20 protein-coding genes are annotated in these 26545 nt (G+C 45.3%); 2 read left to right on the plus strand and 18 right to left on the minus strand.

What is annotated here, in order from left to right; all coding sequences use genetic code 11:
* Positions 1-4: 4 nt before the first annotated feature.
* On the plus strand, positions 5-1177 hold the full coding sequence (locus tag BWI44_RS11660) for a glycosyltransferase (RefSeq protein ID WP_195209651.1): 1173 nt from the start codon (positions 5-7) through the stop codon (positions 1175-1177).
* Between the two features lie 178 nt (positions 1178-1355).
* On the opposite strand, the gene BWI44_RS11665 is transcribed toward BWI44_RS11660, so the two are convergent.
* Positions 1356-2600: an ABC transporter permease gene (locus BWI44_RS11665; RefSeq protein ID WP_195209652.1), complete on the minus strand. Its 1245-nt coding sequence runs from the start codon at positions 2598-2600 to the stop codon at positions 1356-1358.
* 133 nt (positions 2601-2733) lie between these two features.
* Complete coding sequence (locus BWI44_RS11670; protein WP_138292493.1) at positions 2734-3933, minus strand: pyridoxal phosphate-dependent aminotransferase; 1200 nt, start codon at positions 3931-3933, stop codon at positions 2734-2736.
* Between the two features lie 217 nt (positions 3934-4150).
* Between BWI44_RS11670 and BWI44_RS11675 the strand changes: the two genes are divergently transcribed.
* Positions 4151-5386 carry a fucose isomerase gene (locus BWI44_RS11675; protein ID WP_138292492.1) on the plus strand — a complete coding sequence of 412 codons (1236 nt, stop codon included), beginning with the start codon at positions 4151-4153 and terminating at the stop codon, positions 5384-5386.
* Between the two features lie 2 nt (positions 5387-5388).
* Here the strand turns inward: BWI44_RS11675 and BWI44_RS11680 are convergent, their stop codons facing one another.
* From BWI44_RS11680 to BWI44_RS11755, 16 genes are all read right to left on the minus strand, one after another.
* On the minus strand, positions 5389-8001 hold the full coding sequence (locus BWI44_RS11680; RefSeq protein WP_278704367.1) for a sensor histidine kinase: 2613 nt from the start codon (positions 7999-8001) through the stop codon (positions 5389-5391).
* A 141-nt stretch (positions 8002-8142) separates the two neighbouring features.
* Positions 8143-9456 carry an ABC transporter permease gene (locus BWI44_RS11685; protein WP_195209654.1) on the minus strand — a complete coding sequence of 438 codons (1314 nt, stop codon included), beginning with the start codon at positions 9454-9456 and terminating at the stop codon, positions 8143-8145.
* A 27-nt stretch (positions 9457-9483) separates the two neighbouring features.
* On the minus strand, positions 9484-10722 hold the full coding sequence (locus tag BWI44_RS11690; RefSeq protein WP_195209655.1) for an ABC transporter permease: 1239 nt from the start codon (positions 10720-10722) through the stop codon (positions 9484-9486).
* Positions 10723-10747: 25 nt separating this feature from the next.
* Complete coding sequence (locus tag BWI44_RS11695) at positions 10748-12022, minus strand: ABC transporter permease (RefSeq protein WP_195209656.1); 1275 nt, start codon at positions 12020-12022, stop codon at positions 10748-10750.
* A 2-nt stretch (positions 12023-12024) separates the two neighbouring features.
* On the minus strand, positions 12025-13305 hold the full coding sequence (locus BWI44_RS11700) for an ABC transporter permease (protein WP_195209657.1): 1281 nt from the start codon (positions 13303-13305) through the stop codon (positions 12025-12027).
* Between the two features lie 23 nt (positions 13306-13328).
* On the minus strand, positions 13329-14567 hold the full coding sequence (locus tag BWI44_RS11705) for an FtsX-like permease family protein (RefSeq protein WP_195209658.1): 1239 nt from the start codon (positions 14565-14567) through the stop codon (positions 13329-13331).
* A 33-nt stretch (positions 14568-14600) separates the two neighbouring features.
* Positions 14601-15893 (minus strand): ABC transporter permease, encoded by a 1293-nt coding sequence (locus BWI44_RS11710; RefSeq protein WP_195209659.1) that lies wholly within the window; start codon positions 15891-15893, stop codon positions 14601-14603.
* Between the two features lie 31 nt (positions 15894-15924).
* The gene (locus BWI44_RS11715; RefSeq protein WP_007664727.1) at positions 15925-16557 is read right to left on the minus strand and encodes a GIN domain-containing protein; all 633 of its coding nucleotides are present in this window, start codon (positions 16555-16557) and stop codon (positions 15925-15927) included.
* Positions 16558-16583: 26 nt separating this feature from the next.
* Positions 16584-17846: an FtsX-like permease family protein gene (locus BWI44_RS11720; RefSeq protein WP_007664729.1), complete on the minus strand. Its 1263-nt coding sequence runs from the start codon at positions 17844-17846 to the stop codon at positions 16584-16586.
* 14 nt (positions 17847-17860) lie between these two features.
* Positions 17861-19135, minus strand: a complete 1275-nt coding sequence (locus tag BWI44_RS11725; RefSeq protein WP_286813919.1) for an ABC transporter permease — start codon at positions 19133-19135, stop codon at positions 17861-17863.
* A gap of 67 nt (positions 19136-19202) precedes the next feature.
* On the minus strand, positions 19203-19868 hold the full coding sequence (locus tag BWI44_RS11730; protein ID WP_286813840.1) for an ABC transporter ATP-binding protein: 666 nt from the start codon (positions 19866-19868) through the stop codon (positions 19203-19205).
* Positions 19869-20042: 174 nt separating this feature from the next.
* Positions 20043-21329, minus strand: a complete 1287-nt coding sequence (locus BWI44_RS11735; RefSeq protein ID WP_286813842.1) for an ABC transporter permease — start codon at positions 21327-21329, stop codon at positions 20043-20045.
* Positions 21330-21335: 6 nt separating this feature from the next.
* Complete coding sequence (locus BWI44_RS11740; protein ID WP_007664736.1) at positions 21336-22625, minus strand: ABC transporter permease; 1290 nt, start codon at positions 22623-22625, stop codon at positions 21336-21338.
* A gap of 15 nt (positions 22626-22640) precedes the next feature.
* Positions 22641-23939 (minus strand): ABC transporter permease, encoded by a 1299-nt coding sequence (locus BWI44_RS11745; protein ID WP_286813848.1) that lies wholly within the window; start codon positions 23937-23939, stop codon positions 22641-22643.
* Between the two features lie 5 nt (positions 23940-23944).
* Complete coding sequence (locus tag BWI44_RS11750) at positions 23945-25261, minus strand: ABC transporter permease (protein WP_138292482.1); 1317 nt, start codon at positions 25259-25261, stop codon at positions 23945-23947.
* 21 nt (positions 25262-25282) lie between these two features.
* Entirely contained in the window at positions 25283-26542 is a 1260-nt protein-coding gene (locus tag BWI44_RS11755; RefSeq protein ID WP_138292481.1) for an ABC transporter permease, read from the minus strand.
* Positions 26543-26545: the final 3 nt, after the last annotated feature.

Genomic DNA, 26545 nt, shown 5'->3' on the forward strand with positions numbered 1-26545 from the left:
CCACATGGAAACATTAACATTCAATACTACAGAACAAGTATTACTTGCCGCTGTCGGTATCCTTTTCCTGATCCAACTCCTTTATTATTTTTGTCTTTATAATCGTATACATGCCCGTAGCCGTGCCGTAAAGCGAAGTGACATACATTTTTCACAGGAGTTGCCACCTTTATCGGTCATCATCTATGCCCGTGAGGAAGTGGAAAACCTGCGTCGCAATCTGCCTGCTGTGCTGGAGCAAGATTACCCGCAATTCGAAGTGATCGTCATCAACGATGGCAACACGGATGAAAGCGAAGACTACCTGACCCTGCAAGGGGAAAAGTACCCGAACCTGTATCATAGCTTCGTTCCGAGTTCTTCACGCTACATCAGCCGCAAGAAGCTGGCCATCACTCTCGGAATAAAGGCAAGTAAATATGACTGGCTTGTGTTTACCGACGCAAACTGTCTGCCCGAAAGCAACCAATGGCTGCGCACCATGGCACGTAACTTTACCTCCCGTGCACAAATCGTACTGGGATACAGCGGATACGAACGTGGAAAAGGCTGGCTGCACAAACGGGTGTCTTTTGATAATCTGTTCACTTCCATGCGCTATCTGGGCTATGCACTGGCAGGAAAGCCTTATATGGGTATCGGACGCAACATGGCATACCGGAAAGAGTTATTCTATGCCCAAAAAGGGTTCTCAGCACACTTGAACCTGCAACGCGGAGATGACGATTTATTCATCAACAGGACAGCTACAGCCGAAAACACGAGGATAGAGACCGATGCCAACGCAGTGGTACGCGTACAACCCGTTTACCGCGCCAAAGACTGGCGGGAAGAGAAAATCAGCTATATGGGTACAGCACACTTCTACCAGGGTATCCAACGCTATTTATCGGGCTTTGAAACTACAACACGGTTACTATTCCATGCAGCATGGATAGCAGCCCTGGTGATTGGAATACTGAATTTTCACTGGCTGACAGCCGGCATTGCATTTCTGATGTTCGCCTTGCGATACACTATGCAAGCTTTGATTATCAATAAGACGGCAAAGGACCTCGGAGAAGAACGGCGTTACTTCTTTACCCTTCCGGTATTCGATATTTTACAGCCGATGCAATCACTCCGCTGGAAGCTATATTGCCAGTTCAGAAAAAGAAGTGATTTCCTAAGAAGATGACTATTTTCCAATGCCGCAAGGTTAGCATTTCAAATGCCACACCTCATCGTCCTGAATGCCACACCTCAATAGAACAAATGCCACACTTTATCACCCACGAAGTGTGGCATTTCACTTGTTGAGGTGTGGCATTTGGGTCGATGAGGTGTGGCATTTAGGACGATGAAATGCGGCATTTCTATTCGTATCTCATAGAATTGGCAGGATGGATACGTGTAATCAGGAAAGAAGGTCCTAAAAGCATCAGAACGGATGCCAGTAAAGTGCCAATATTCAGTAATAAGAACAACAGGATACTGAAAGATACAGGAACAGTATCCATATAATACGTTTCAGGATCAAGCTTGAAGATTCCAAACCACTTTTGCAGGAAATAAAATGCCAATCCGATAGCATTGCCCCATAGCATACCTTTTCCGATAAGAAAAACTGAAAACCAAAGGAATACTTTGCGTATGGTGGTATTGTTAGCGCCAAGAGACTTCAGCACACCAATCATGGAAGTACGCTCAATGATGATAATCAATAAACCGGATACCATGGTAAAACCTGCTACGCCAGCCATCAATATCAATATTACCCAAATATTCACATCCAAAATACTGAGCCAAGAAAATATCTGGGGATTCAGTTCCTTCACATTGCGCACACAATAGTCTTCTCCGTACTTATCCTCTATTCCGTTCAGGTCGGCAGCAATCTGATAGGTAGTTTCCTCAAGACGATCATAATCGCGTACCTGTAGTTCTGCACCGCTCACCTGCCCCGGCTCCCAGTTATTAAGACGATTTACAAGATATAAATCTGTAAGAAGAAAGAGGTTGTCGTATTCCGAGAAATTAGTCTGATAGATTCCCACAACCTGCAACCGGCGGGCACGGATATCATCCTGTATATAATAGGTATCTATCTTATCTCCGAGTTTCAATCTTAACTTTGTAGCAAGTGCCTTAGAAATGACGACCCGATTGGAAGAAGCTGTATCACTGAACTGTGGTAATTCTCCTTCCACCAGATGTTCACGGAAAAAGACAGGATCAAACTCTGGTCCTACCCCTTTCAGAACCATACCCTGAAAATCTTCGGCAGTCTTTACCATGCCCGGTTTAGTGGAATAACGTTGTACATGCTTTACCTCAGGATATTCGGAAAGAATGGAGATAACACTATCATCCACCACCACAGGACGCGTTTCATAGGAACGTGCAGCATCCGAATTTGTAATCTGAATGTCCGAACCGAAACCTACGACTTTACCACGCACTTCACTCTTGAACCCCACAATCACCGACACCGTAATAATCATCACCGCCAGACCGATAGCAACACCTATCAGGGCAATGAGCACGGCAGGACGTGAAACTTGCTTTCCAGCATCTCTGTCGCGGTAAATACGTCGGGCCAAAAACAACGGCAGGCTCATAGGGTTAATTAATTAAATAATAAAGCGATAGAGTAATAGGGAGTGACAGAGCGATAGGGTGATAAGATGATAAGATGGTAAAATGATATAACTTTATTACTTTACCACCTTATCACTCTATCACTTTATCACTTTATTCCGTTCTTCCCGGATATGCCTCCAATGCCTTTGAAAGCACAAAGAGCGCACGAGTCAGATCTTCCTTCTTCAGTACATAAGCTATACGCACTTCATTCCGACCAGAACCGGAAGTAGTATAGAAGCCGGAAGCGGGTGCCATGAATACGGTCTGCCCTTCATACTCAAAATCGGAAAGACACCAGGCACAAAACTTATCGGAATCATCTACCGGAAGTTTGGCTACTGTATAGAATGCTCCCATAGGAATAGGTGAATACACACCGGGAATACGGTTTAATCCGTCTATCAGGCATTTACGGCGTTCTACATATTCATCATACGTATCACGCAAGTAATCTTCATCGGCATCCAAAGAAGCTTCGGCAGCAATCTGACCAATCAACGGAGGACTGAGACGTGCCTGACAGAACTTCATTACAGCACTACGAATTTCCGCATTCTTCGTAATCAAAGCTCCGATACGGATACCACACTCCGAGTAACGCTTGGATACGGAGTCTATTAATACTACATTATCTTCGATACCTTCCAGATGGCAGGCAGAAATATAAGGAGAACCTGTATAAATGAATTCACGATACACCTCATCGGAGAAGAGGAACAAATCATACTTCTTTACGAGATCACGTATCTGATTCATTTCGCGACGGGTATAAAGGTAACCAGTCGGATTATTAGGATTACAGATCAGGATAGCTCTGGTACGCTCATTAATCAGTTCTTCAAACTTTTCTACTTTAGGAAGTGAGAAACCTTCTTCTATCGTAGTGGCTATAGTACGAATCTTGGCACCGGCAGAAATAGCAAACGCCATATAATTGGCATAAGCCGGTTCGGGAACAATAATCTCGTCACCTGGATTAAGGCACGCTAAGAAAGAAAACAATACAGCTTCTGAACCACCGGAAGTAATGATGATATCATCTGCCGTCAGCTTGATGTTGAACTTATCATAATAGCCCACCAGTTTTTCACGGTAACTACGATATCCGGCACTGGGGCTATATTCCAGAACTTTCCGGTCGATATTGCGTATAGCATCAATCGCGACTTGCGGCGTGGGCAGGTCGGGTTGTCCGATGTTCAAGTGGAATACGTGCACTCCCCTTTGCTTGGCTGCATCAGCCAGAGGAGCCAGTTTTCTGATAGGAGACGCGGGCATCTCCGTTCCGCGAATAGATATTGCTGGCATGTCTAAGTATTTACAATTTGACAAATAAATGTTAACGATTGGCGATACACTTTCATATATATGCATTCAAAGGTGCAAAAGTAACACTTTATTTGAAATGACAGGAAAGCATTGGCAAAAAAGTTTAAAAACACTAGCTATGACTTAAAAGATAGTGATTGTATCAAAAGAAATTGTACCTTTGATTATTCTCAAATCGTAAATCGTATACAATGCCATGGTATTAAACCTGATAACATTTGCATCTTTGCTTCATAAGCAAGCATCCATTCTCGGCTCCCACGAACTTATCTTAAACGAACTGGAGAAATATTTCACTGTAAATATTGTAGAATATCAAAACATCAACAAACTCACAAAAGACGATTTCAGCCTGCTTTTCATTGCTACCGGCGGTGTAGAACGGTTGGTTATCCAACACTTCGAGTCTCTACCCCGCCCTGCTATCTTACTGGCGGATGGTATGCAAAACTCGCTTGCCGCTGCCCTCGAAATTTCGTCCTGGTTACGTGGCCGGGGTATGAAAAGCGAAATTCTGCACGGAGAGCTACCCGAAATCATCAAGCGTATCTTTGTACTATACAGCAACTTCAAAGCTCAACGAGCACTCTCAGGATCGCGTATCGGCGTAATAGGTGCTCCTTCTTCCTGGCTCGTTTCCAGCAATGTAGATTACCTCCTCTCCAAACGACGTTGGGGAATTGAATACACTGACATATCACTGGATCGTGTTTATAAGTACTACAATCAAATAACGGATGATGAAGTAGGCGAAGCCTGTGCAACCTTTGCAGGTAAAGCACTTGCCTGCCGAGAAGCAAGTCCGGAAGATCTGATAAAGGCAATGCGTCTGTATCGTGCCATAAAGCGGATTGTGGAAGAAGAAAAACTGAGCGCACTCACTCTGAGCTGCTTCAAGCTGATAGAACAAACCGGAACCACCGGATGCCTCGCTCTTTCTCTATTGAATGACGATGGCATCATTGCCGGATGCGAAGGTGACCTGCAATCTATCTTTACCCAACTTGCCATAAAAGTGCTGACCGGAAAGGCCTCTTTCATGGCAAACCCTTCCATGATCAATGCACGCACCAACGAAATTGTACTTGCACACTGCACTGTGGGTATTGCACAAACGGAACAATACATCATTCGCAACCACTTTGAAACTGAAATAGGTATCGGTATTCAGGGAATCCTGCCTACAGGGCACGTAACAATAGTGAAATGTGGCGGAGAATGTCTGGACGAGTATTACCTGAGCACGGGCACACTAACCGAAAACACGAACTACATCAACATGTGCCGCACACAAGTACGCATAAAAATGGATACACCTGCAGAATATTTCCTCAAAAATCCATTGGGAAACCACCACATATTAATACAGGGGAATTACGAAATACTATTGGATGAATTTCTTCAAGCTAACGGATGCAAAAGAGTTGAGTAATACTATTCATTATAATCGGGTACACGTACTGTAAAGCGTGTACCTTCTCCTAATTCTGAAGATACATTTATTTCTCCTCTGAAACGCTCTACAATAGTCTGGCAGATGCTCAATCCCAGACCAGCACCCTGTGTAAAGCTATCTACCTTATAAAAACGTTCGAATATACGTCGCTGGTTTTCTTCTGAAATACCGCTTCCGGTATCTTCTACAAAGAAGATCGTATAACCTGGTTCTTCTGTAAGGAAACCGAAGGTTATAGAGCCTTGAGTCGTAAATTTCTTGGCATTGTTAATGAAGTTATTGATCACCTGTTTCAGGCGGACAGAATCCGTTACTATGGATTTACTTTCTTCGGGCAATTTCATGACCAGCTCTACACCCGGAGGCATACTCAGACGCTGAGAATCATAGATTTGCTGCATTACAAACATAAGGTTGTATCCGGCAAAACGGAAGTCCATTGAACCGGACTCAATGCGAGACAGATCAAGAATGTCATTAATCAATGCCAACAATAAAGTACAGTTCGTATTGATTGTATCTACAAACTGTTTTACTTCTTCAGGACTGAATGCATCAATATCTTTCAGTAAATCGGAGAAACCGACAATAGAATTCAATGGAGTACGAATTTCATGACTCATATTGGCCAGGAAAGCCGATTTCAGAGTATCAGCCTGCAAAGCTTTGTCACGGGCTGCAATCAATTCTTCTTCGGTAGTTTTATAGCGCTGTATACTTTGACAAACACCCAATACCATATAAGGCGCCTCAGAATCCAGACCGTTATAAGAGGCACTACGGAATTCCCACCATTCATATTTACCTTCTCCGCTACGCATACGGAAACTCATACGGGTATCCATTTCCTCACCTTTGAAAATGGCCGTGAAATGTCGGTGAGCCTCTTCCAAATCATCCGCATGGATAAAAAGCTCCAATTCTTTCCGCAAGATAGTCTGCTTGCCGGGAAGACCGAAGTAATCAAGCAAAGCACCTGAAAAATGGAAACTATGCGTACGTATGTCATATTGCCAGGGATATACGGAACTTGCATCCACAGCCAGATTGAAGAAACGCTTATGCATTTCTTCCTCCGAAATATTGCGGCAACAAATAGCCATACCCGTCATCTTATTCTTGGAATAAATCGGTACAATCTCACCAGAAACAGGGAAATAAGTTCCTTTATGAACTTCCTGCATAAAAGCCTTCTCCGGAATAGGTATTACACGACGCTCAGCTCTCACCTGTTTCAGTAAAGACTGTAGAATATCCTCCCCATTCGAATAGATATGGAAAATGGAACCAGCCATCTGACCTTCGTAATAACGTGCCGTATGAGTATCAGGATCCAGTTCGAGCATCAACATCAAAGCACGATTAACAAAATGTATACGGAAATCCGTATCATACGTAATCAACCCGTCGCGAATAGAACAGAAAATATTATCAAATTCATCACGTTGCTCCACCAAACGATTCTGTATCAGTAAACGTGTTTGAGCATGCATACGACGGCGTGATTCATGACGATTCAAACGATAAAGCCAGATTACGAGGAAAACTAATGCACCTACAATAATAGAGTAGAACAACACGAACCAGATGCGGTAACGTTCCATCAAAGGTGCATTCATGATAACACCACTATCACTCACTTTATCCGCATTTACTCTGAAATATTCCAACTGCTTAAAGTCGTAAAGCAATTTGCCTGGAAGATCCGTAACTCCAACCACAGAAGGTGTGGCACCTTGCAAAACTTGCGCAGCACATTTACCTGCTGCACTGGCCCCTTCATAAGGCTCCATATCGTGCACACAGAATACTCCATTTGTCAAAGCCAGACTCTGTCCGGCAAAAACCGGTGCCTTAGAGTTTTTTCCGATAAAAGAGAGAAAAGGAGTCCATTTGGGAGCAATGACAATACGGTTATATGCGTTATAATCATAACAGATGGAAGCAATAACAGGATTGGGAGCCTGTGCCTGCACATTCATTACTTTCAACTTATATTCAGGATGAAGCTGCTGATAATCAGGCCACGCACGTTCTAATTCAGCAACTCCTCTAAGTCCTAAAAGACTGCTATCTGAAACACAAACTACTTCTGTACGATTAGGGAATACACGACGTGCATTTTCAAGCAAATGTATGAAATCGATCTTAGATGTATACCCACAGACATTGGGTAACTTCGACATCAGTTTTTCATTAGGATATTTAATACCCGATACTACAACCGGTAATTTATAAGGCAGAGAATCCCCACAATGCATCAATGTATAGAAAGCCTCGTCACTGCTTGTTATAATAATATCCGTGTTTTTCTGACGTGCCCGTTCACAAATACGCCGCATAATGACACACTCAGATGCGAAAGTCCAGTAATCGGCATCCAGATATTCTGTTGTAACTTTCGCTTTTATACCTCCACGTGACAGACCATCACGCACTCCTTCCGTCAAACGTTCATTCCAGGGAGTACGATGATTATATGACTGGATGAAAAGCACGTTGTATGTACGTTCTGCAGCATAAAGGTGTCCGGCAAATACAATGCAAGGAAACAGGCCTATCAGCATCACGAGGAGAATGCGTCTCTTCATATCTCGATTTCTTCTGTTTTTGAATAAATGTGCTAAGAATTTTCCTCGCAAATATACGGATTATATTGAAATACAGAATAGAATGCACCTTTTCTTTTACCTTATGCAAAAGAAAAGATGCACATATAGAAGAAAAACTGACTATTCGTTGTGTAAGGCATCCGCCGGTTTCACCCGCATTGCCTGCGCAGCAGGAAACCAGATGCCGACAACTACCATCAAAGTCATAAGAAAGAAAGTGAATAATGAGACTACCACAAAGCGAAGTCCGGTAGCATCAGCCTGTTCCGTCATTACAGCTTCCGCCATAACCAGATTACCGCAAATAATCAAAGCCGGAACGGCTGCCAGCACCAACAACAGTAACCCTTCTCCCAATAATCGGGAACGTATCCGGGGACGACTGCTTCCCATCGCCATACGCAGAGCAATTTCACTACGGCGGTGGCGGGTACGGAACCAGAAAGTCCCCATCAACCCGATAAAAACATTGAAGCTAAAGAATATAGCAATAAGCCGTGCACTGCGGATGTACGGAGTAATCCCTTCGGATGCATCACGCTCCGCTTTCTGTTCATCATAGCTACGGACTTCAAACAGATAGAACGGTGCAACCTGCAACCGTGAAGTCATTTCACGGGAGAAGCGGGTAGCAAAATCATTCGTATCAGCTTCGGGGCGCACGCGAATGGAAATAAAAGGAATAGCTTGCATTCTGTAAAACCAATTCGGAAGAGGGGTTAAAATGAAAGATTCATAGCGGGCATAATCATCTGTCTTCTGATGGTCGCATACGGCAGTCACCCGGTAACGGAGACTGCTACCTGTATAATAATCGAAAAATTCCTTCCCCAATACTCCGTTATGAGCGTGAAAAAGGCTGTCGGCCAGCTCTAATGTAATGACAGCGGGCAATGGAGTGACAGCAGGATTCCACTCGGCTGAAGCAAATGACAGCGAAGAGCCGGAAGTACTTTCAAAGGCATTCATATCAGCAGAAAACATTCCTGTGCCTTCTTGTATTGGAATACGCATTACATCAAAGTATTCAGGAGATACATAACGAATATTAGCATCCTTCACACTTATGCTATCTGTGGTGTATCCCTGAAATACAGTGTTTCGAGTATAAGCATCAGAACCAAGCCAGATACTGGCACTCTCCACATCCGGATTTTGTTTGATCCGGCGGAATACTTCCTCCATAGGCTTAAACCAGAAATTTTGCAAACTATCTTCAGAAGAACAAAGTACCAACTGCATGGGGTTCGTGGAAATACGGACTTTATATACATGTTCCAAATCATACCCTTTAGGCTGACGTTCTGCATAAGCAAAAGCATAGAGCATATCAAGACAATACCATAACAATACGAAAACAATCAGAAGTTCTGCAAAGAGCCAACTGTTCGAACGGCGCTGGTTCCAGATTTGGGTCAGGATAGACTTTATCATAATGGTTTCTCTTTAGTTTTTAAACAATTATTCTCCACTGATAACTTCTGCTATCGGACGGCGAGTAGCATTCCATGCCGGAATAAATACGGACAGAAAATTAAAAAGCAGGCATACGCCCAATACCGTCAGAAATACGGTGGGTCGTAGGAAAAGCCAGATACTTACCTCGAAGTTCGTATCGGTATATCCACCTGCGAGCATCCAATCTTTCCCCAACCATAACAGCAGGCATGAAAGCAGAAATCCCAGCAATGCACCAATGAATGCCATCAGCAAGTTCTCAATTAGCAGCTGTGTCATCAAGGTCAGACGACTTGCACCATAAGCTTTACGCACCGCAAGTTCCGACAGACGACGAGACATTTGAGAGGAGATAAGTCCACTAACATTGATTGCCGGCACAATGAGTAGGATAAGCCCCAAAATGATACAGGTAGCCATAGGGTTAAGGAAATCATCACGGAAGAACTGGCGCTCAGCATAGGTGCTCAAATCGGGAAGTACCAATTCATATTCGGTAAGTGATGCATTCAGACTATCCAGCGAACTCTCTATCTGTTGTTTCATTTCATTGGGACTGACATCTGGTTTACACAACACCATCGCTTCAAAACCACCACGTAATCCTTCACTCCCCCATGCAGGGTCTTTAGTATAATAAGGCACCCACACCTCGCCATAAGCAAAGGTGAAAAGAGAACTTACATCTTCCGTAACCCCTACTACACGTTTGGGACGAAAATCAACAAAATAACTCTTGCCAATAGCTTCTTCAGCCGAACCGAAAGCTTCGCGTGCCAACTGCTCGGCAATGACTACAACATCTGCACAAGCATCAAACTCTTGCTGATCGAAAGGACGACCGGCTACGAAACGGATATCATAAAGACGCCAGAAGTTCAGATCGACACGACGCTTCTCGCAACGACGTCCTTGCTCCGGTGAAGCACCACAATACTCCATGGTGACATAGCCGGTATAAGTGACTAGTTCCGCACCGGGCAGATCGCCGAAAACACGACTGGCAGCCTGGTAAGACATACCCGTATTTGAATTGCTATGATCTGCCTTACGGTAACTATAACCATAAGAAGAATAAACCATTCGGTCACGATACGATTCGGGACGAATATTGGCAGTCTGGATATCATAAACCATGTAGACTACCATAGCAAAAGCGATACTCACCGCCGTGCCGATAATGGAAACGACACTGAAAAACGGATTCTGCCGTAAAAGTGTAAATGTTTGTCTGAATATCATAAGTATATCGTTTTATAGAATAACACTATTCATCGTGAAGTGCCTCGGCAGGCTGTAACTGCATAGCCTTATAAGCAGGATACCAGATGCCGACAACAATCATCAATGCCATAAGCAACCACGTAAACACAGCTGCAATCAAGAAGCGCTCAAATGTGAACTGCATCTTGTTAATGTCTACCAACTCGGCAATACCCACATTGAAAGCAATCAGCAGAGCAGGAACGGCAGCGACCGATAATAGTAACAGCCCCTCACCCATCAGGCGTAAGAACACACCGCGACGGCTGGATCCCATTGCCATACGCAACGCCACTTCACGGCACCGATGTTGTGTACGAAACCAGAAAGTACCGATAACACCCAAAAATATATTCAGCATCAAGAAGAAAAGAATGCAAAGCTGTGTTTTCACTTCGTTCACATCTTCAAGTTCCCGAACGTAACGAATATCACTGAAAGGAAGCACATCAAGCAAATAGACATTGCCTATCCGGTAGAGACGGTCGGCATCTTCCATAAGCGCATCAACAAAATCATGGTCCGCATCAGGAGAAACGCGCAAGCTGACCTGGACGTAACGCACGTTGCCCAACTCATTGATAAGGGCATCACGATTCAGATTATAACCGATAAATGCCCCACCCCATTCATGTGATGTTTCAAAATGGGAACTGCGCACTGGGGCGGCAATGGCGGCAACACGTCGATAGTAACCACGATCAGGATTGGTCAAAGCAACTTCCTTGTTCAGCAAGGAACAGGCATCAGGCATATTCAGTTCAGGATATCTGTCAGTGACATTGGAAGTGACAACCAGAGTCTGATCGGAAGTAGCGGCAGCAAGTTTATCCGCATCCCCACCATCAACAGTGTGATAACGGAAAACACGATAGAAATCCGGGTCAGACCAAACCTGATGGGCAGTGACACATATAGTATCCTGTAGATAAAAATATGCTCCACTACTCCCTTCATTATATGGGAAGCAGTTTTGTGAGACAGTAACCGCCTCCACACCGGGACGGTGACGTAAACGTTCAGTTATCTCAAGCAGAGCATCCACATCATCTTCGGCTGTCAGAGCCGGATCGTATAATGCAGATTTAGGAGTCAGGCTATTGAAAGAGAGATTGTAGCAATGCTCCGTATCGAACCCCATCGGAGCGTGATAGACACGTGCAGTGACGGTAACCCAGTCAACAATATACCACAGCACTGCAAAAACCAACAGTAACTCTACGAGCAGGAAAAGATTGCTCCGCCATTCATTCTTTATTTGTGTCAGCAAGTTCTTCATATCTATCTTTGATTAATAGCGTCAGTAATATTCATCCGTGAAGCACGCCATGCAGGAATACCTGCGGAAAGCACGTTCATCAGGAGGCAGAATGCAAATGCTGCAATAAAGGCCCATGGTGACAGCAACATCCCCGGTGTCAGTGCAGTCTCACCACTCAGCGAGGCGTTCATCGAATTGCTGAAAAGGAAACCGTTCAACACAAAAGTAGCAGCGTAACTCAGTGCCAAGCCAACAATACCTGCCAGCAACGTCAACACCAGATTCTCGAAAAAGACCTGACGCATCAATTCGCCGCCCGTAGCGCCGAAAGCCTTACGTACTCCAATTTCAGCCATACGGCGACGCATGCGCGAAAGAGTCATACCGGACAGGTTAATAGCCGGAACAAGAAGCAGAATGATAATAACAATAGCATAACGCAGCATCACTCCCGAAACATCAGGTTCTGCATACCAGCGACGATAAAGATAAGCCAATTGAGTATCGGGCTGTCCACGATAAAAGACTTCGACATCTTGCAACCCGTCATTATACTTTTTACGCAATAACTCTGTTTCTTCACGAATTGCATCAAAGTCCGCAGATGAACGGGCAAGGATAATGGCATGCATAGGTCCCATTGTATCATTCTGCCAGGACATAGATTCCGCACCCGCAGCAGTATAAGGCACCCATATCTGTGCATAAGCAGCCGTAGCAAGCATAGAGACATCAGCAACCACTCCGGCAACGGTATAGTCGACATAATTCAATTGTACGGTACGCCCCACTGCATCGGTAGTACCAAACAGCCTACGAGCAGTGGTGGCATCCAGTACAGCACGCGGTAATCCGGCATCACAGTCAGCCTTGGTAAACGCTGCGCCACTCAGAAAACGAAAACTGAAAATCGTCCAGAATGATTCATCGGTTTGCACCATATCTGCCGTCGCCTTCGATCCGGAAGGAACCGAAGCACGAACCTTATCAACGCCACTTGCCAAAGTTACAGCTTCGGGCGTAGTCAATGCACGGAAACATTCGCGACCCGTACGCACGGACATGGAAGAATTAGCGGACTCATTATCTGATACACCTTTTTGTTTCACAGACATATAAGGAACATAAAGTGTACGCGAGCGATTCACTTCAGGTTCACAGTCCACGAGCCGCACCTGGAAAGTAATAACCAGTACCATAATCATGCAGATTGCCATTGCCGTACCTAACACAGACACCCAGGTAATGATAGGGTTCTCGCGCAAATGGTAGAATGCCTGAAGAAAATAGAGTCGTATCATAATATTTCGTTTTATCTTAAAACTTATTCGTCATGCAAGGCTTCAGCCGGCTGCACCTTCATTGCCTTGCGTGCCGGAATACCGATACCGATGGCAATCATCAACGCCATTAATACAAAACTAATGCCTGCACAGAACAGCAATCTATCCCATTCCAACGTCGTATCGTTACGCCATGAATTCAGTTCCATATGCGCCAGGTTCCAGTCAACGACCAGTGCAATAGGCGTAACAACCGCTAACAGCAGCAAGCCTTCACTCAGCAGACGGCTGAAGATGGCACGGTCTGTTGCCCCATGTGCTTTATGCAATGCAATCTCCGAACGGCGTTGCTGCGTACGGAACCAGAATGTTCCAAGCAGTCCGAGGAAGATGTTCAACAGCAGAAATCCCATACCCATCACATAGTTACGGATATTATTGGTCCATGCCTGCTGGAAATTGCGGCGTATATCGTGAAACGAACGAATCTCCGAAATAAAGAGGTTGCCTATGCGGAACTGGCTTTCACTGTCCTCCTTCAATTTTGTAATAAAATTATTGTCCTGCCCTTCGCGGACGCGAACACAGAGTTCCAGACCTACATAATAGAAAGACTGTTTAGCCAGAAAGCAAAACGAAGAATGAGCCTGGTCGTAGTCATGATAGCGTACATTCTGCAAGGATGCTCCCAGTTGATACGTTTTAGTCGTATCACCAAAAAGTTGGAAACGCTTGCCTACAAACTCCGTCAGCTTACGGTCGTACTTTCTATAAAGGTTGTCAGAAGCCAGAAACTCACCGCGTTCCAACATCTCCGCCAACTGTTCGGGCGTTTCACCCCGTGTACCTTGATAGCGGAAGACACGAACAAAGTCCGGCGTAACCATTCTACGGATAGTCCATCCGGGTGACTGAAGCGTATCATAACGCACCTCCCCGCTACTATTGCTTCCATTATAAGGATACGAATTTTGCGAAAGGCTGACAGCTTCCACCTCCGGACGGCGGCGTAAGCGTTCTACCAATTCAGCAATATCCGCATGTGTGTCATCCCTACTCTTATCAGGCGTATAATCGGGACTCTTCGGTGTCAGTTCACCCAATTCAATGAGATAGCAATGCTCTATGTTGAAACCTCGCGGTTCCAGGTAAGTGGCAGCACGGGTATAAAGGTAGTCCACCACATACCACATCACTACGCTCACCACCAGCAACTCCAACGCTAACCATAGGTTTGAGAGCCATTCATTCTTTATCTGTGTAAGAAGTTTCTTAGTCATTTCTTTCAGTGATTAATGTTTAGTGATGAGCGATTAATGCAGGCGTCCGCCCAATGCATTTACAATTCCTACTCTCGATGCACGCCATGCCGGAATACCGGAACTCAATAAATTCAATATGAAGCAGAACAACAATGCCCAGCCAAAGGTGGAAGCATGCAACAATATGCTAGTATTCACTGCCGGAGGGCTTAGAGTCTGACTGAACTCCTGCGCAAACAATAATGTATTACCTAAATAAGCAAATGCCACACTGAGCAATAGTCCCAGTACACCGGCCATCAGGGTCACTACAAGATTCTCGGCAATGATTTGTCCCATCAGTTCCAGCCGTGTACTGCCAAATGCACGGCGCACGCCTATTTCAGCCACGCGCTGACGAAGGCGGCTCTGCGTCATACTACTCAGATTGATGGCAGGCACTATCAGCAGGATGACAAAGATTATCAGTCTCTGCCTGCGTGCCTGGTCCACGTCCGGTTCCAGATTGGCAGCAAAGGCTATTGCACTTTTCTCTTGGTCGTAGGGGCGGTTACGATAAATCAACTCGTAACCATCGGCACCAATCAATACATTATACTCCTGTCTGCGCCGTTCCGCTTCCTCACGGATGGCATCAAAGTCGTCGCGATCACGTGCTAGGATGGTACAACTCATCATGCCCATATGCTCATCACTCCACGTATCTTTCGTTATCTCTGTCGAGGTATAAGGTACCCATACTTGTCCGTATGCGGTTGTAGCCAAGGTAGAAACATCCTTCACTACTCCTATTACCTTATAAGGTGCATGGTTCAACAGAAACTCACGTCCTTCAACATCCGTACTTTGAAACAGTTTCTTTGCCACACTTTCCGTAATAACCGCCACCGGCAGCCCAGCATCGAACGTTGCCTTATCATAAGGCTTCCCGCCGATAAACGAGAAATCGAACACACGCCAGAAAATATCATCCGTCTGCAACAGGTCGATACCTATGGAAGGTTGTCCCGGAAGGTTGACCGGAGTGGAGATTACCATACAAGTATAAATAGTTACTGCTTCGGGAGTTTTCAATATCTGAAAGCACTCGCGTGCAGTCTTCGCACTCATAGGACCGTTGCTGCTTCCGCCCCCCCAATTTTGGTTTGTAATGCTCATATAATGGGCGTGCAGGAAGCGGTCGCGGTTGCTTTCCGGTGCAAAAGGTGCCACTTTGACTTGTTGCATCATCACCACCAACATGATGAGAAAGATGGCAAGTGCCGTACCGGCTATGCTGACAGCACTGATTATCGGCTGTTGCCGTAGCTGCGCCCATGCTTGCGTAAAATATTGTTTAATCATATTATTTGCTTACAGTTTACAATGACCATTGTCACTCTCCTACTTTCAGGTTACGTGTATTCACACCACCGATACCGCCTTTTGAAATATCGGCTTGTCCGGCGCGTCCGCTCAACGTAACGCTGCCTACACCTTCCATACTGGCACGCAGACGGTCACAATTCACGTGAATATCAGCCTTGCCTACACCTTCCATTTTTACTACAAGTGAATTGCACGTCAGATCTTCCACATTTACCTTGCCTACGCCTTCTATCTCAAACTTCACATCATCCAGTTTCAGAGCTTCATTGCAGTTGAATGAACCGACACCACTGAATTTCACACTTTTTAGGTCGGGAGCAGTCAGGTAGATATTCACGCCTTTATTACGGTTGTTGTTACCATCCTTTTTATTTTTGAAACCGATGATGAGACAGTCATTCTTCACTTCCGTAGTCGTGGTGGTGACATATTCTTCCCTTCCTTCTATTTTCAGAGAATAGTTATTGCCCTGCGTGAAGTACACTGTTGCTACAGACGTCACCTCAACAGAAGAGAAAGCCTCCACTTTACGAATTTCACTAACCTGCGGGTCCTTTTCGTTAGCTGCATAAACTGTACCGGCTACTGCGGCAAATAATAAACTCAGGGTTATAAATAAAGCCTTCATAATCTTTCTCATATTAATGATTAATACCAATTTATTTCTTATTCTTCATGTAATGCCTCGGCCGGCTGTATCTTCATCGCCTGCCGTGCCGGAAACCAAATTCCAATCGTTACCATCAAAGCTACCAGCAGCCATGCCCCAAAAGAACCAAACAGAAAGCGCAGAAAACTCCACTCTACAGGCCATGTGGAAATCAGTTCCGACCGTCCGACGGTAAACTCCGCTATACCTATATTATAGCAAATAATCATTGCGGGCAACGTCACCAGTGCAAGCAGCAACAGTCCCTCGCCTGTCAGGAGGCGGAATACCTGATTCTTTGTGCTACCCATAGCCAAGCGCAAAGCTATCTCACCACGGCGGCGACGGGTACGGAACCAAAACGTTCCGATCAATCCCAGGAATACATTTACCAACAGGAAAAGCACTACAATTGCCTGACTGTTCACCTTGTCCGTATCTCCATTCATGACTTCAAATTGTAACTGCTGTTCGGTATAAGGCACGGCATCAGCCACAAACAAATCGTCTACATCCAGCCGTGGTGCAATCTCACGGATAAACTTCGCACGGTAGTCCGAGCCATCGGCAACAGCTTTCACACGAAAAACGATTTGCGCCCAATTGTCGGCAAACCGCGTTTTAATCAGGTTTTCGTCCAGACGAAAGAAAAACCACGAGGCATCGCTTCCGTAACGATAGCTACGGAAGGCTTCTATCTTTCCGCCTTGCGTAACGACCGACGTGGTATCGCCATAGTAACTCAGCGGTGTATCCAGTGAGAAGGTCGGCATTCTCTTCTTGAAACGGTCCACAGCTGCCTGGCTCAGCATCACGTTGTTCTCCCCCGCAGGAGTCTTGGCAAAGGGGCGTTGCGGGTCGTCACTCATGCGGAAGACGTCAATATATCCGCCGGTAGTCAGGATAATGCGTGCATTCACTCCGATGGTGTCCTGCGCGGCCAGTGAGTTGTCGCTGTTGTTTCCGCTCATCGGCAGGCTCCAATAACACAGGGCAGCCGCCTCAACGCTGGGTTCCTGCTCCAATTTCCGCAATGCACGCAGGTATCTGTCGGCATTCGTCAAGGTGGTGTCACTGGTGGCACCTCCTATAATTGTGTTTAGCTGGTAAACGTGGTCTATGCTATAGCCCAAAGGGCGGTAGAAAGTATACTTGAGACAGCCCAGAGAATCGCAAAGGAACCACATCACGATGAATACCAGGAAGAGTTCAGCCAACACCCATCCATTACTGCGCAGGCGCGACCAAATCATGTGTAAATTATGTAATATAAATTTCATAAGATCTCCTTTTCTTATTTATCGTTCAATGAGTCCACAATCGTGCGGCGAGTGGCAAGCCAGGCAGGCAGTCCTGCACTCAGCAGATTTATCAACAGGCAAAAGACAAAGGCCAGCACAAACACCGCCGGACTGAACAATGCACCCATACTCAGACTGAAATCGCCCGCCGTACCAATGTTATCGCTGTTGGTAAACAACCACGTACGCATGGCGTAAACAGCAAGGTAGCTGAATATCAAACCTACCACACCTCCTATCAATGTCAATACCAGATTTTCATTCAATATCTGACGGACAAGTGTACCATCCGTAGCTCCAAAAGCTTTGCGCACACCCAACTCACTGACACGTTGTTGCATGCGGCTATTACTCAGCCCGCACAGATTGAGCGAGGGTACCAGCAGGATAATGAACAAGGCAATTCCATATTGCAGATAAAGCATCGGCAAGTTGGGTCCTATATTAGACCATACGTGGTTTACGTGTGCTACAATGTTATCGGGTTGTTCCATAATATCTATCTGCCTCTGTTCCAAACCGGCATTGACGTCTTTCACCCGTTTCTCGACTCCTTGTTTGATAGCAGGGAAATCATCAGGAGTACGCGCCAATACGGCAATAGTCCTATTTCCATTATAGCTCCACCAACCGGTCACGTTCAATTCATTGGAATGGTACATGCTCCATACTTGTGCATAAGCGTCCTTAGCCGTAACCGAAACATCTTTCACAACTCCAATGATCCGTACCACCTCCCTGTTCAACAACATCTGCCGTCCCGCCGCCTCCGTCGTTCCAAATAGCTTACGGGCAACAGAAGCGGAAATAACCACTGACTGCATATCTCCTCCCCGTTCCGCCTCCGTGAAACTTCTTCCATCAAGAAACTGTAGTTTGAAGATTTTCCAGAAATCGGGATCAGTACTCATGGCATCCACTTTCAAACGGTTGTTCCCATCAGTCAGAGATACCAGCGCCACATCTGCTGTACTGAAAGCCGTACAGGCTTCCACTTCCGGAAGCGGCTGTATACACTCCTTCATAAATGCAGCCGAAGGCTTGCCAAAGTTGTTCCAATCCTTATTCTCCTTTCCCTGTACATGCATAGCAGAGAAATAAAGACAACGGCTCCGGTTCACTTCCGGTTCCAGATCAGCATATTTCGTTTGCCAGGTAATCACGATAGCCATAATCATGGTAATGGCGAAAGCCGTACCCAGTATGGATATAGTGCTCAATAACGGATTCTGCTTCAGAATCGTAAAAGCCTGACGAATCGTTTGCATCATTATATCCTTCCTTTCATTGTTTCACTATTTCATTCTTTCACTTTTCACTCTTTCATTTGTCCCGTTATTCCACTTGGCGACCGTCGAAGAAGCGTACCGTGCGACTTGTCTGTTTGGCCTGTTCTTCATTGTGGGTTACCATCACGATGGTGCGTCCGTCCTCCTTATTCAACTGATGCAGTAGTTCCATTACCTCAGCACCCATCTTAGAGTCCAAGTTACCGGTCGGCTCATCGGCGAGGATTATCTCAGGATTACCAATGATGGCACGGGCCACAGCCACGCGCTGGCACTGACCACCGGAAAGCTGTGTTGGCATGTGGCGCATACGATGGCTCAAACCCACCTTTGCCAATACCTCTTCTGCCAAACGGCGGCGTTCTTTTGCGGATACCTTTCTATATAATAAAGGAAGTTCTACATTATCGAGCACATTCAATGAGTTAATCAAGTGGAAAGACTGGAATACAAAACCCAACTTCCTGTTACGGAAAGCAGCCAGTTCCTTATCCTTCATACCATCCGTACGGGTACCGTCGATCTCAATAATACCACTTGTAGGGGCATCCAGCAAGCCTATAATATTCAGCAACGTAGATTTTCCGCAACCGGAAGGTCCCATAATACTGAGGAACTCACCTTTCTCTACTTCGAGGTTTACATTTTCCAATGCCACAGTTTCAATCTCATTCGTACGATAAATCTTGTTTATCTCAGTCAATTTAATCATAATGGTAAGTATTTAATTGTTATTAATTGATTCAATTCGCTATTTATTTGTTCTTCACACATATTAATCAAATGATATGCCAAAAAAGACACATACTCATTATCAGCCAATTAAGTTCACAAGCATGTGTCCGAAAATGAACACCCTGTTCGTTTTCAATTGTCCGCTTCTGTCTTATTCATCACGCAAAGCCTCAGCAGGCAATATCTTCGCTGCCCGGGTGACGGGTGCATAAGTACCCAATAAAGCAATTATGAGTAATACCACATAAGTCAGCAGGCTAACAATAAAGAAATGCGTATACGGCTGATTTTGCCAGTAATCGGGGTTTCCATCCATAGTAGGATTGGCAAAACCGGATGCATAGACACGGTGTATTGTCAATGGCAGGGAAACAACAAATGCCACCGTCACCAGCAGCCATGCCTCCGTGAGGAACTGATTGCAGATTCCTTTCCGGGTAGCTCCCATACTTCGCATCAGCCCGATGTCTTGCCTCCGTGCATTGCAACGTATCCAGAACGTGCCCACCATACCGAGAAACACGCACAGCAAGGCAAATCCCGCCAATGAATATTGCAGACGTAAAGTATTCGTCACCCCACTCTCATTTTCATATTGACGACGAATATCAGCGAAGCGTCCCAACTTCGTGAAATAGAAATTACCGACATTGAGTTGTGGAACCACTTCCGCCTTGAAGCGCTTCTCAAAAACAGCAACATCCACATTCTGCTTTAACCGGAAAGTGACCATATACATCCGTTGAATCCAGTTATGGTTTGGAATCTTGCCATTCACTTGTATCAATAGGTTACCCGGCTGTTCATTAATCCGATGTTTATAGTCCTGCAACACCCCCATCACCTCATGGAAAGTACTGTCGCCATATCGCACCCTCTTGCCCACTGCATCTGCAGTGCCAAAAAGCTCCTTTGCCATACGTTCGGATACAAACACTCCCTCACGGGCAGCACAGTCTTCGGGCAAAGACATGATCTGCCCACTCTTGGCATCTTTCATGCCGAATGTACAGAATACATCGCCACCCTCTGCCTGCACAAACTGGTAATACTGCGAATGCACCTTCAGTGTGTCATTGAAGTATTGTCCGCCATTCCACGAATTACAATTTGGGAAACTAGCATTAGTCACCAAGGCAAAACTTTCCACTTCGGGACAATTCTTTACCAAACGGGTAATGCGATAAAGATTTTCCTGCCTGATGGCAACACTATCTTGTGCCTTGTCAAACTTACCATGCAGTTCATCATAATAATCCATATAAAGCGCGTATGCCCGTTCTTCATCATAACCGGGGTCAAGGGCAAGATTGGAAGTCAGCACATAAATAGGATCAATTACCGTCCAGAGGAAAAAGCTCACGATGACTAATTCCACAAATATCCACCCATTTTGCCGGCGCTGATTCCATAACTGGTGTCTTATTATCTTTATCATAGCATCTTAACGTTTAGAGTTCAACGATTGAATAATGTTGCGGCGCAATGCCCATATTGCAGGAATAAGTGCAGAAATGAGGTTCAACAGCACACAAAGTCCGAATGCCGTACAGAAAACCATCGGATTAAATAGCATCTCAAACGAGAGGAAAGGAGTCTTCCCGGCATCCGTATAACTGTCGAACAGGGTCAGTATCCAATCGCTTGCCGTCAGCACTATCAGATAAGAAATTAGCAAGCCAAGCAAACCACCGATACAGGTGAGCAGAAGATTCTCCCACAACACTTGCCTTATGAGGCTTCCGTTGGTAGCACCGTATGTTTTGCGTACTCCCAACTCGGAAAGGCGTTCGTCCATGCGCGAAGACATCATGCCGCTCAGGTTCATGGCAGGGATGAAAAGCAGAGCAAGCAACATATAAAGATATCCCCTCAACTCGGATGCCAGGTCAGGGGCTCCGCAAGAATTTACACGGAATGTGCTGGCCCAGTAGTCATCGGGTTGTCCCATAAGGTCATTCATATATTTAGGAGCAGCAAGATTAAATTTCCGAAAAACCTCACGCACTTCTTCCTTCAAAGCTTCTTTGTCGGTAGCAGTGGGAGCCGTCATATATATATCCGCACTACCAACCAACTTTTCGGAATTGTCCGACTTAATCCAAGAGTTAAGCGTTATTGGCATCCATAAATCTCCCACGGTAGAAGGCGTAGCAGCAGAAACATCCTCTACCACACCGCAAACCCGGTATTCCTGCGCATCCATCTTAAAGCGTCTGCCCACCACATCATCTGCAGCAAACAGCCTCCTTGCCAGACTTACCGGAACTACCACTTCCCTGCGTTTCGCATCAATATCCGCTTGTGTGAAAGGCTTTCCATACAGAAAACGAAAGGTAAAGACCTGCCAAAATCCTGCATCGGCATAAAGCGGAGTAATGCCAATAGGCTCATTATTGTCAGGAACTTCCACGTAATATTCTCGATAGCTGCCTGACGCGGCACCGATAGCGTCCAAGTGCGGCAATTCTTGTAACATTTTCACCACATCGTAACTGACGCTGGAGCAGTTCCAACTCTTATCATCATCCTTAGGATAAGATTTCATCATTTTCAATACGATCATCCGGTTGCGATTATATTCGGGATATATAGGCGCAAACTTCACATAAAAGATAATGAACATTGTCATGACAAGAGCTATTGAAAGCCCTGTACCCACCACATAGATGCCGGTAAAGAGACGATGCTGCTTTATCAGCGTCCAAGCTTGTTTCAGATAAAGTTTAATCATAATATTGTGTTTTATTTATTCGTCACGTAATGCCTCTGTCGGTGGGATACGGCTAATCTTACGGGCAGGAATATAAATCCCGACCAATACCACCGCCAACAGGATAAAGAAAACGATGAATGACACGATGAGGAAATGCTGCGTGAAATCCGTGATCCAACATTCATCAATAATCAAACTCCAGTAGTTACCTCTCTCCAGTCCTTCTTTGACAGCATATTGCAAATAAAGCAAACAGCCTGTCAATACAGCTACAAACGTCAGCACTGTTCCTTCACCCATCAACAAGCGGACAATATATCCCGGCGTACCGCCAAAGGAAAGCATAACTCCCACTTCTTCGCGACGAGTGCGTGTCTGTAACCAGAAAGTACCGATAACACCTAAGCAAAGATTAATTAAAAAGAATGCCGCCATTGCCAGATTACGACGATACATCGGCGTAACATCATAAGACTCATTTTTCGTTATCAATGCTTCATAAGACCGAACGTTACGGGCAAAAAGATTACCGGCCCGCAACTCTTTCACCATCCACGGTTGAAAATCATGCAAGAAACGCTTCATACTCACATTCTCTTTCAGACGAAGTAATATCCGCATATCATCATCGGAAGCATCTTCCATATCGATAGATATCAAAGGACGAAAAATGACAGGAGCCGGACGGGAATCGCTGGTTGCCTTAAAGTTTCCCACTACACCGATAACCGGTGAATAAATTGTATCGTTCCCCTCTTTTGACCAACAACGCTTATTACCCGCATTTTTAGTATGGAACAAATGTTCAGCCGTATTTTCAGTCATTACGATGTCATCTTCCGTATAGTCATAATCCGATAATTCCGCAGGTGTTCTGCCTTGTCCGGAGCGAAAGCCATAAGTTTCGAAGAAATTCGTATGAGGTATAAATTCCATGATCATTACCGGCAAATCCAAAGTATCACCTTCCGCACGAATAGATGTATTGGCATTCCCCGTAGAATTGGGATAAGCGAAACCCAATACCGGAGCAGCTGATTCTATGCCGGGATAGTCCTTTACCAATCGGGTCAGATTGAAGTAAGATTTCATAATCATGGCCGAATCCTCAGCCTCTTCATCATAACCGGGCGCTTGTGGCTGCAAGGTGCTGAGAGTAACAAGACAAAGGCGGTCGGTATCATAACCTAAAGGAATACTACGGTCATACGTCATCACGATAACCGGATCAAGGATAATCCACGTAACAATACTGACCAGAATCAATTCCGCCAGTAACCAGACATTACGGCGACGGCGTGCCCACAGGTTCTTTAATATAAGTTTCAGCATAGTCTTTATCTTTTTTCATTCAATGAATACACAATCGGCTTCCGTAATGCATACCATGCCGGAATCAATGCTGATAATAAATTCAGCAAGATACAGAACAAAAGAGCAACAGCAAATACTATCGGAGCAAACAGCACCTCACCGGAAACCAGCACATTCACTCCTTCCGGAACCGGTTCGGCCCAATCTTCCAATATCATAAATACCCACTCACGACAAGTATACAGGGCGAACCACGCCAACAATAATCCCAATACACCACCCAACAATGTCAATAAGAGGTTCTCCCACATCACTTGTGAAAGTAATCCGCCACGGTCGGCACCGAATGACTTACGCACTCCCATCTCCGACAAGCGGCTTTCCATACGGCTCGCTATCATTCCGCTCAAATTCAAGGCAGGAACCAGCAGGAGCACCAGCAATATTAAAAGGAGATAACGTATCTGTGCCCATGCACCTGTAGTCATACTAGGATAAGGTTTAAACAATCGCTGCAAATGGGAAGTAGGTTGTTCCCAAAGATTCACCTGCCATTCATCCGCATGCAACAGATTTTCCTTACGGACAATTTCCTGAATTTCGGCACGCAACGCTTCGGCTTGCGCATCGTCCTTTACAAGAAAAGTAACACCAAATGCACCTAAATAAGGTATTCCATAATTGGAGTCACGATATTTAGGAATTACACTATAAGGAATATAGACTTGAGCGTATGAATCCGAAGTCAGGTAACTTGCACTACGCACAACACCACAAACGCGATAATTGACATAATCCAAACTGAACGAGCGCCCCACTACGCCTTCAGTCGTACCAAACAAACGACGGGACAGCTCTTGTGTTATAACAGCCGTGCAGATACCGCTTTCAAGGTCGGATGCAGTAAAAGGCTTACCTTCCGAAAAATAAAATGGATAAATGCGAAAGAAATTCGGGTCAACCAGCTTTAATTTTACAGTGAAATCCCCGCTGCGATCAGACGGTTGAATATAATTGTTATCTGCACTGTTATACATGAAACCTGAAACAACCTCAGCATTCTTCAACGGATAAAACCACTCTTGCAATGCCTGATAGGAAACAGCCCATTGAAAAGTCTGTTTATTCTGCTCCGTTCCTTTTTGAAATCTTGCTGAAGTCAGATAAAGTGTTTGCATGCGATTCAACTCCGGATAGACCGGGGCCACTTTGACATAGTAAATCACAGCCACAATCATAGTCATAGCAATAGCCAGACCTGTACCAACGATATAAAGGGTACTGAAAAGCGGATTCTGCTTCAACAAGACCCACGCCTGCTTCCAATAGATTTTTATCATCCCTGAATATATTACGTTTGTTTATTCGTGATGCAATGCTTCAGCCGGTTGCTCTTTCATAATCCAGCGTGCCGGCACTGCAATGCCCAACATAATCATCGCTGCCAAAATTCCCAATGAAATAGCAAATTCTACAATCCAGCGACCTGCCGTATAAGGAACTTCCGCACTCAGTAAATCCATATGGCGAAAGTTAAGTACAATAATAACTATAGGAACCAAAGCCAGCAACAGAATCAATAAGCCCTCCGCATTGAGCCAAGATACAACCCTTCCCTTTGATGCGCCGACCGCCATACGCAATCCCGTTTCCGAACGGCGTGCCTGCGTACGCATCCAGAAAGTCCCGGTAACGCCGAAAAATACATTCAACAATAGGAAGGCTACAATGAGTTGTACCATTTGCCAGTCCGTTACTACATAATCTATACGGTCGGCACGCATCTCTTCAAACCCTGTTACGGCATTTACATAGATATTGCCGGACGTCAACCGTTCACCCAAAGAGGCAAGCCATTCTTCCATCTCAGCCTGTGTCATATCACGCTTCATGCGTAGAGAATATTCCAATGAAGAAGGACGATACCACTCGAAAAGCTCCTCCATCGTAGAACCGGAAGCTTTGATATAAAACGTGGGAGTAGCCGATTCAAAATCATTCTCACGAATAGTGGGTGCAACAGCCAGTACAGGTGCATCATTCAGTTCCCCGGTATTCACCAACCGGCCGCGTGGCTCCTTCTCGCCAAAAAACTTTTGCGCTACCTTCTCTGTTAGGATAACCTCATCCTTTGCCGGATTTTCCAGCTCGCGGATATGCTTTCCGTTCACGTCATGTATGCCGAAAACTTCAAAGAAACCAGCATCACCCAGTTGGCGGTGTAAAGATTCGGAATAAGCATTGATGCTATCCGCTCCTGCCGGTTCGACATTCGTCCACGAATTGCCCTGACTGTATGGGCAACTGTAAAAGCTACACCCCACAGCTTCCACCTCACCGGTATTCATCAACCGCCGGGTCAGTTCCGTGATGCGTTCCCAACATTTGGCTCCACGCTCATCCTCGCCTGTATAACCTTCGTTACCGGGTTCCGTTTCCTCCAGATGAAGCCGCCAGCAACGATCGATGTCATAACCTAAAGGCTCATTATAAAGAGTATATTTGCTGTAACCGGCATCCGTAATCATAAAGATAGCCAGCAGAACCAATGCCAGTTCGGCAAATATCCAGCCATTCTGTTTGCGCTGGTTCCATATCAGGGTGATGAGATGACGTATCATAGG

Source organism: Bacteroides sp. Phil13 (assembly GCF_001940965.1).
Taxonomy (GTDB): Bacteria; Bacteroidota; Bacteroidia; order Bacteroidales; family Bacteroidaceae; genus Bacteroides; species Bacteroides intestinalis.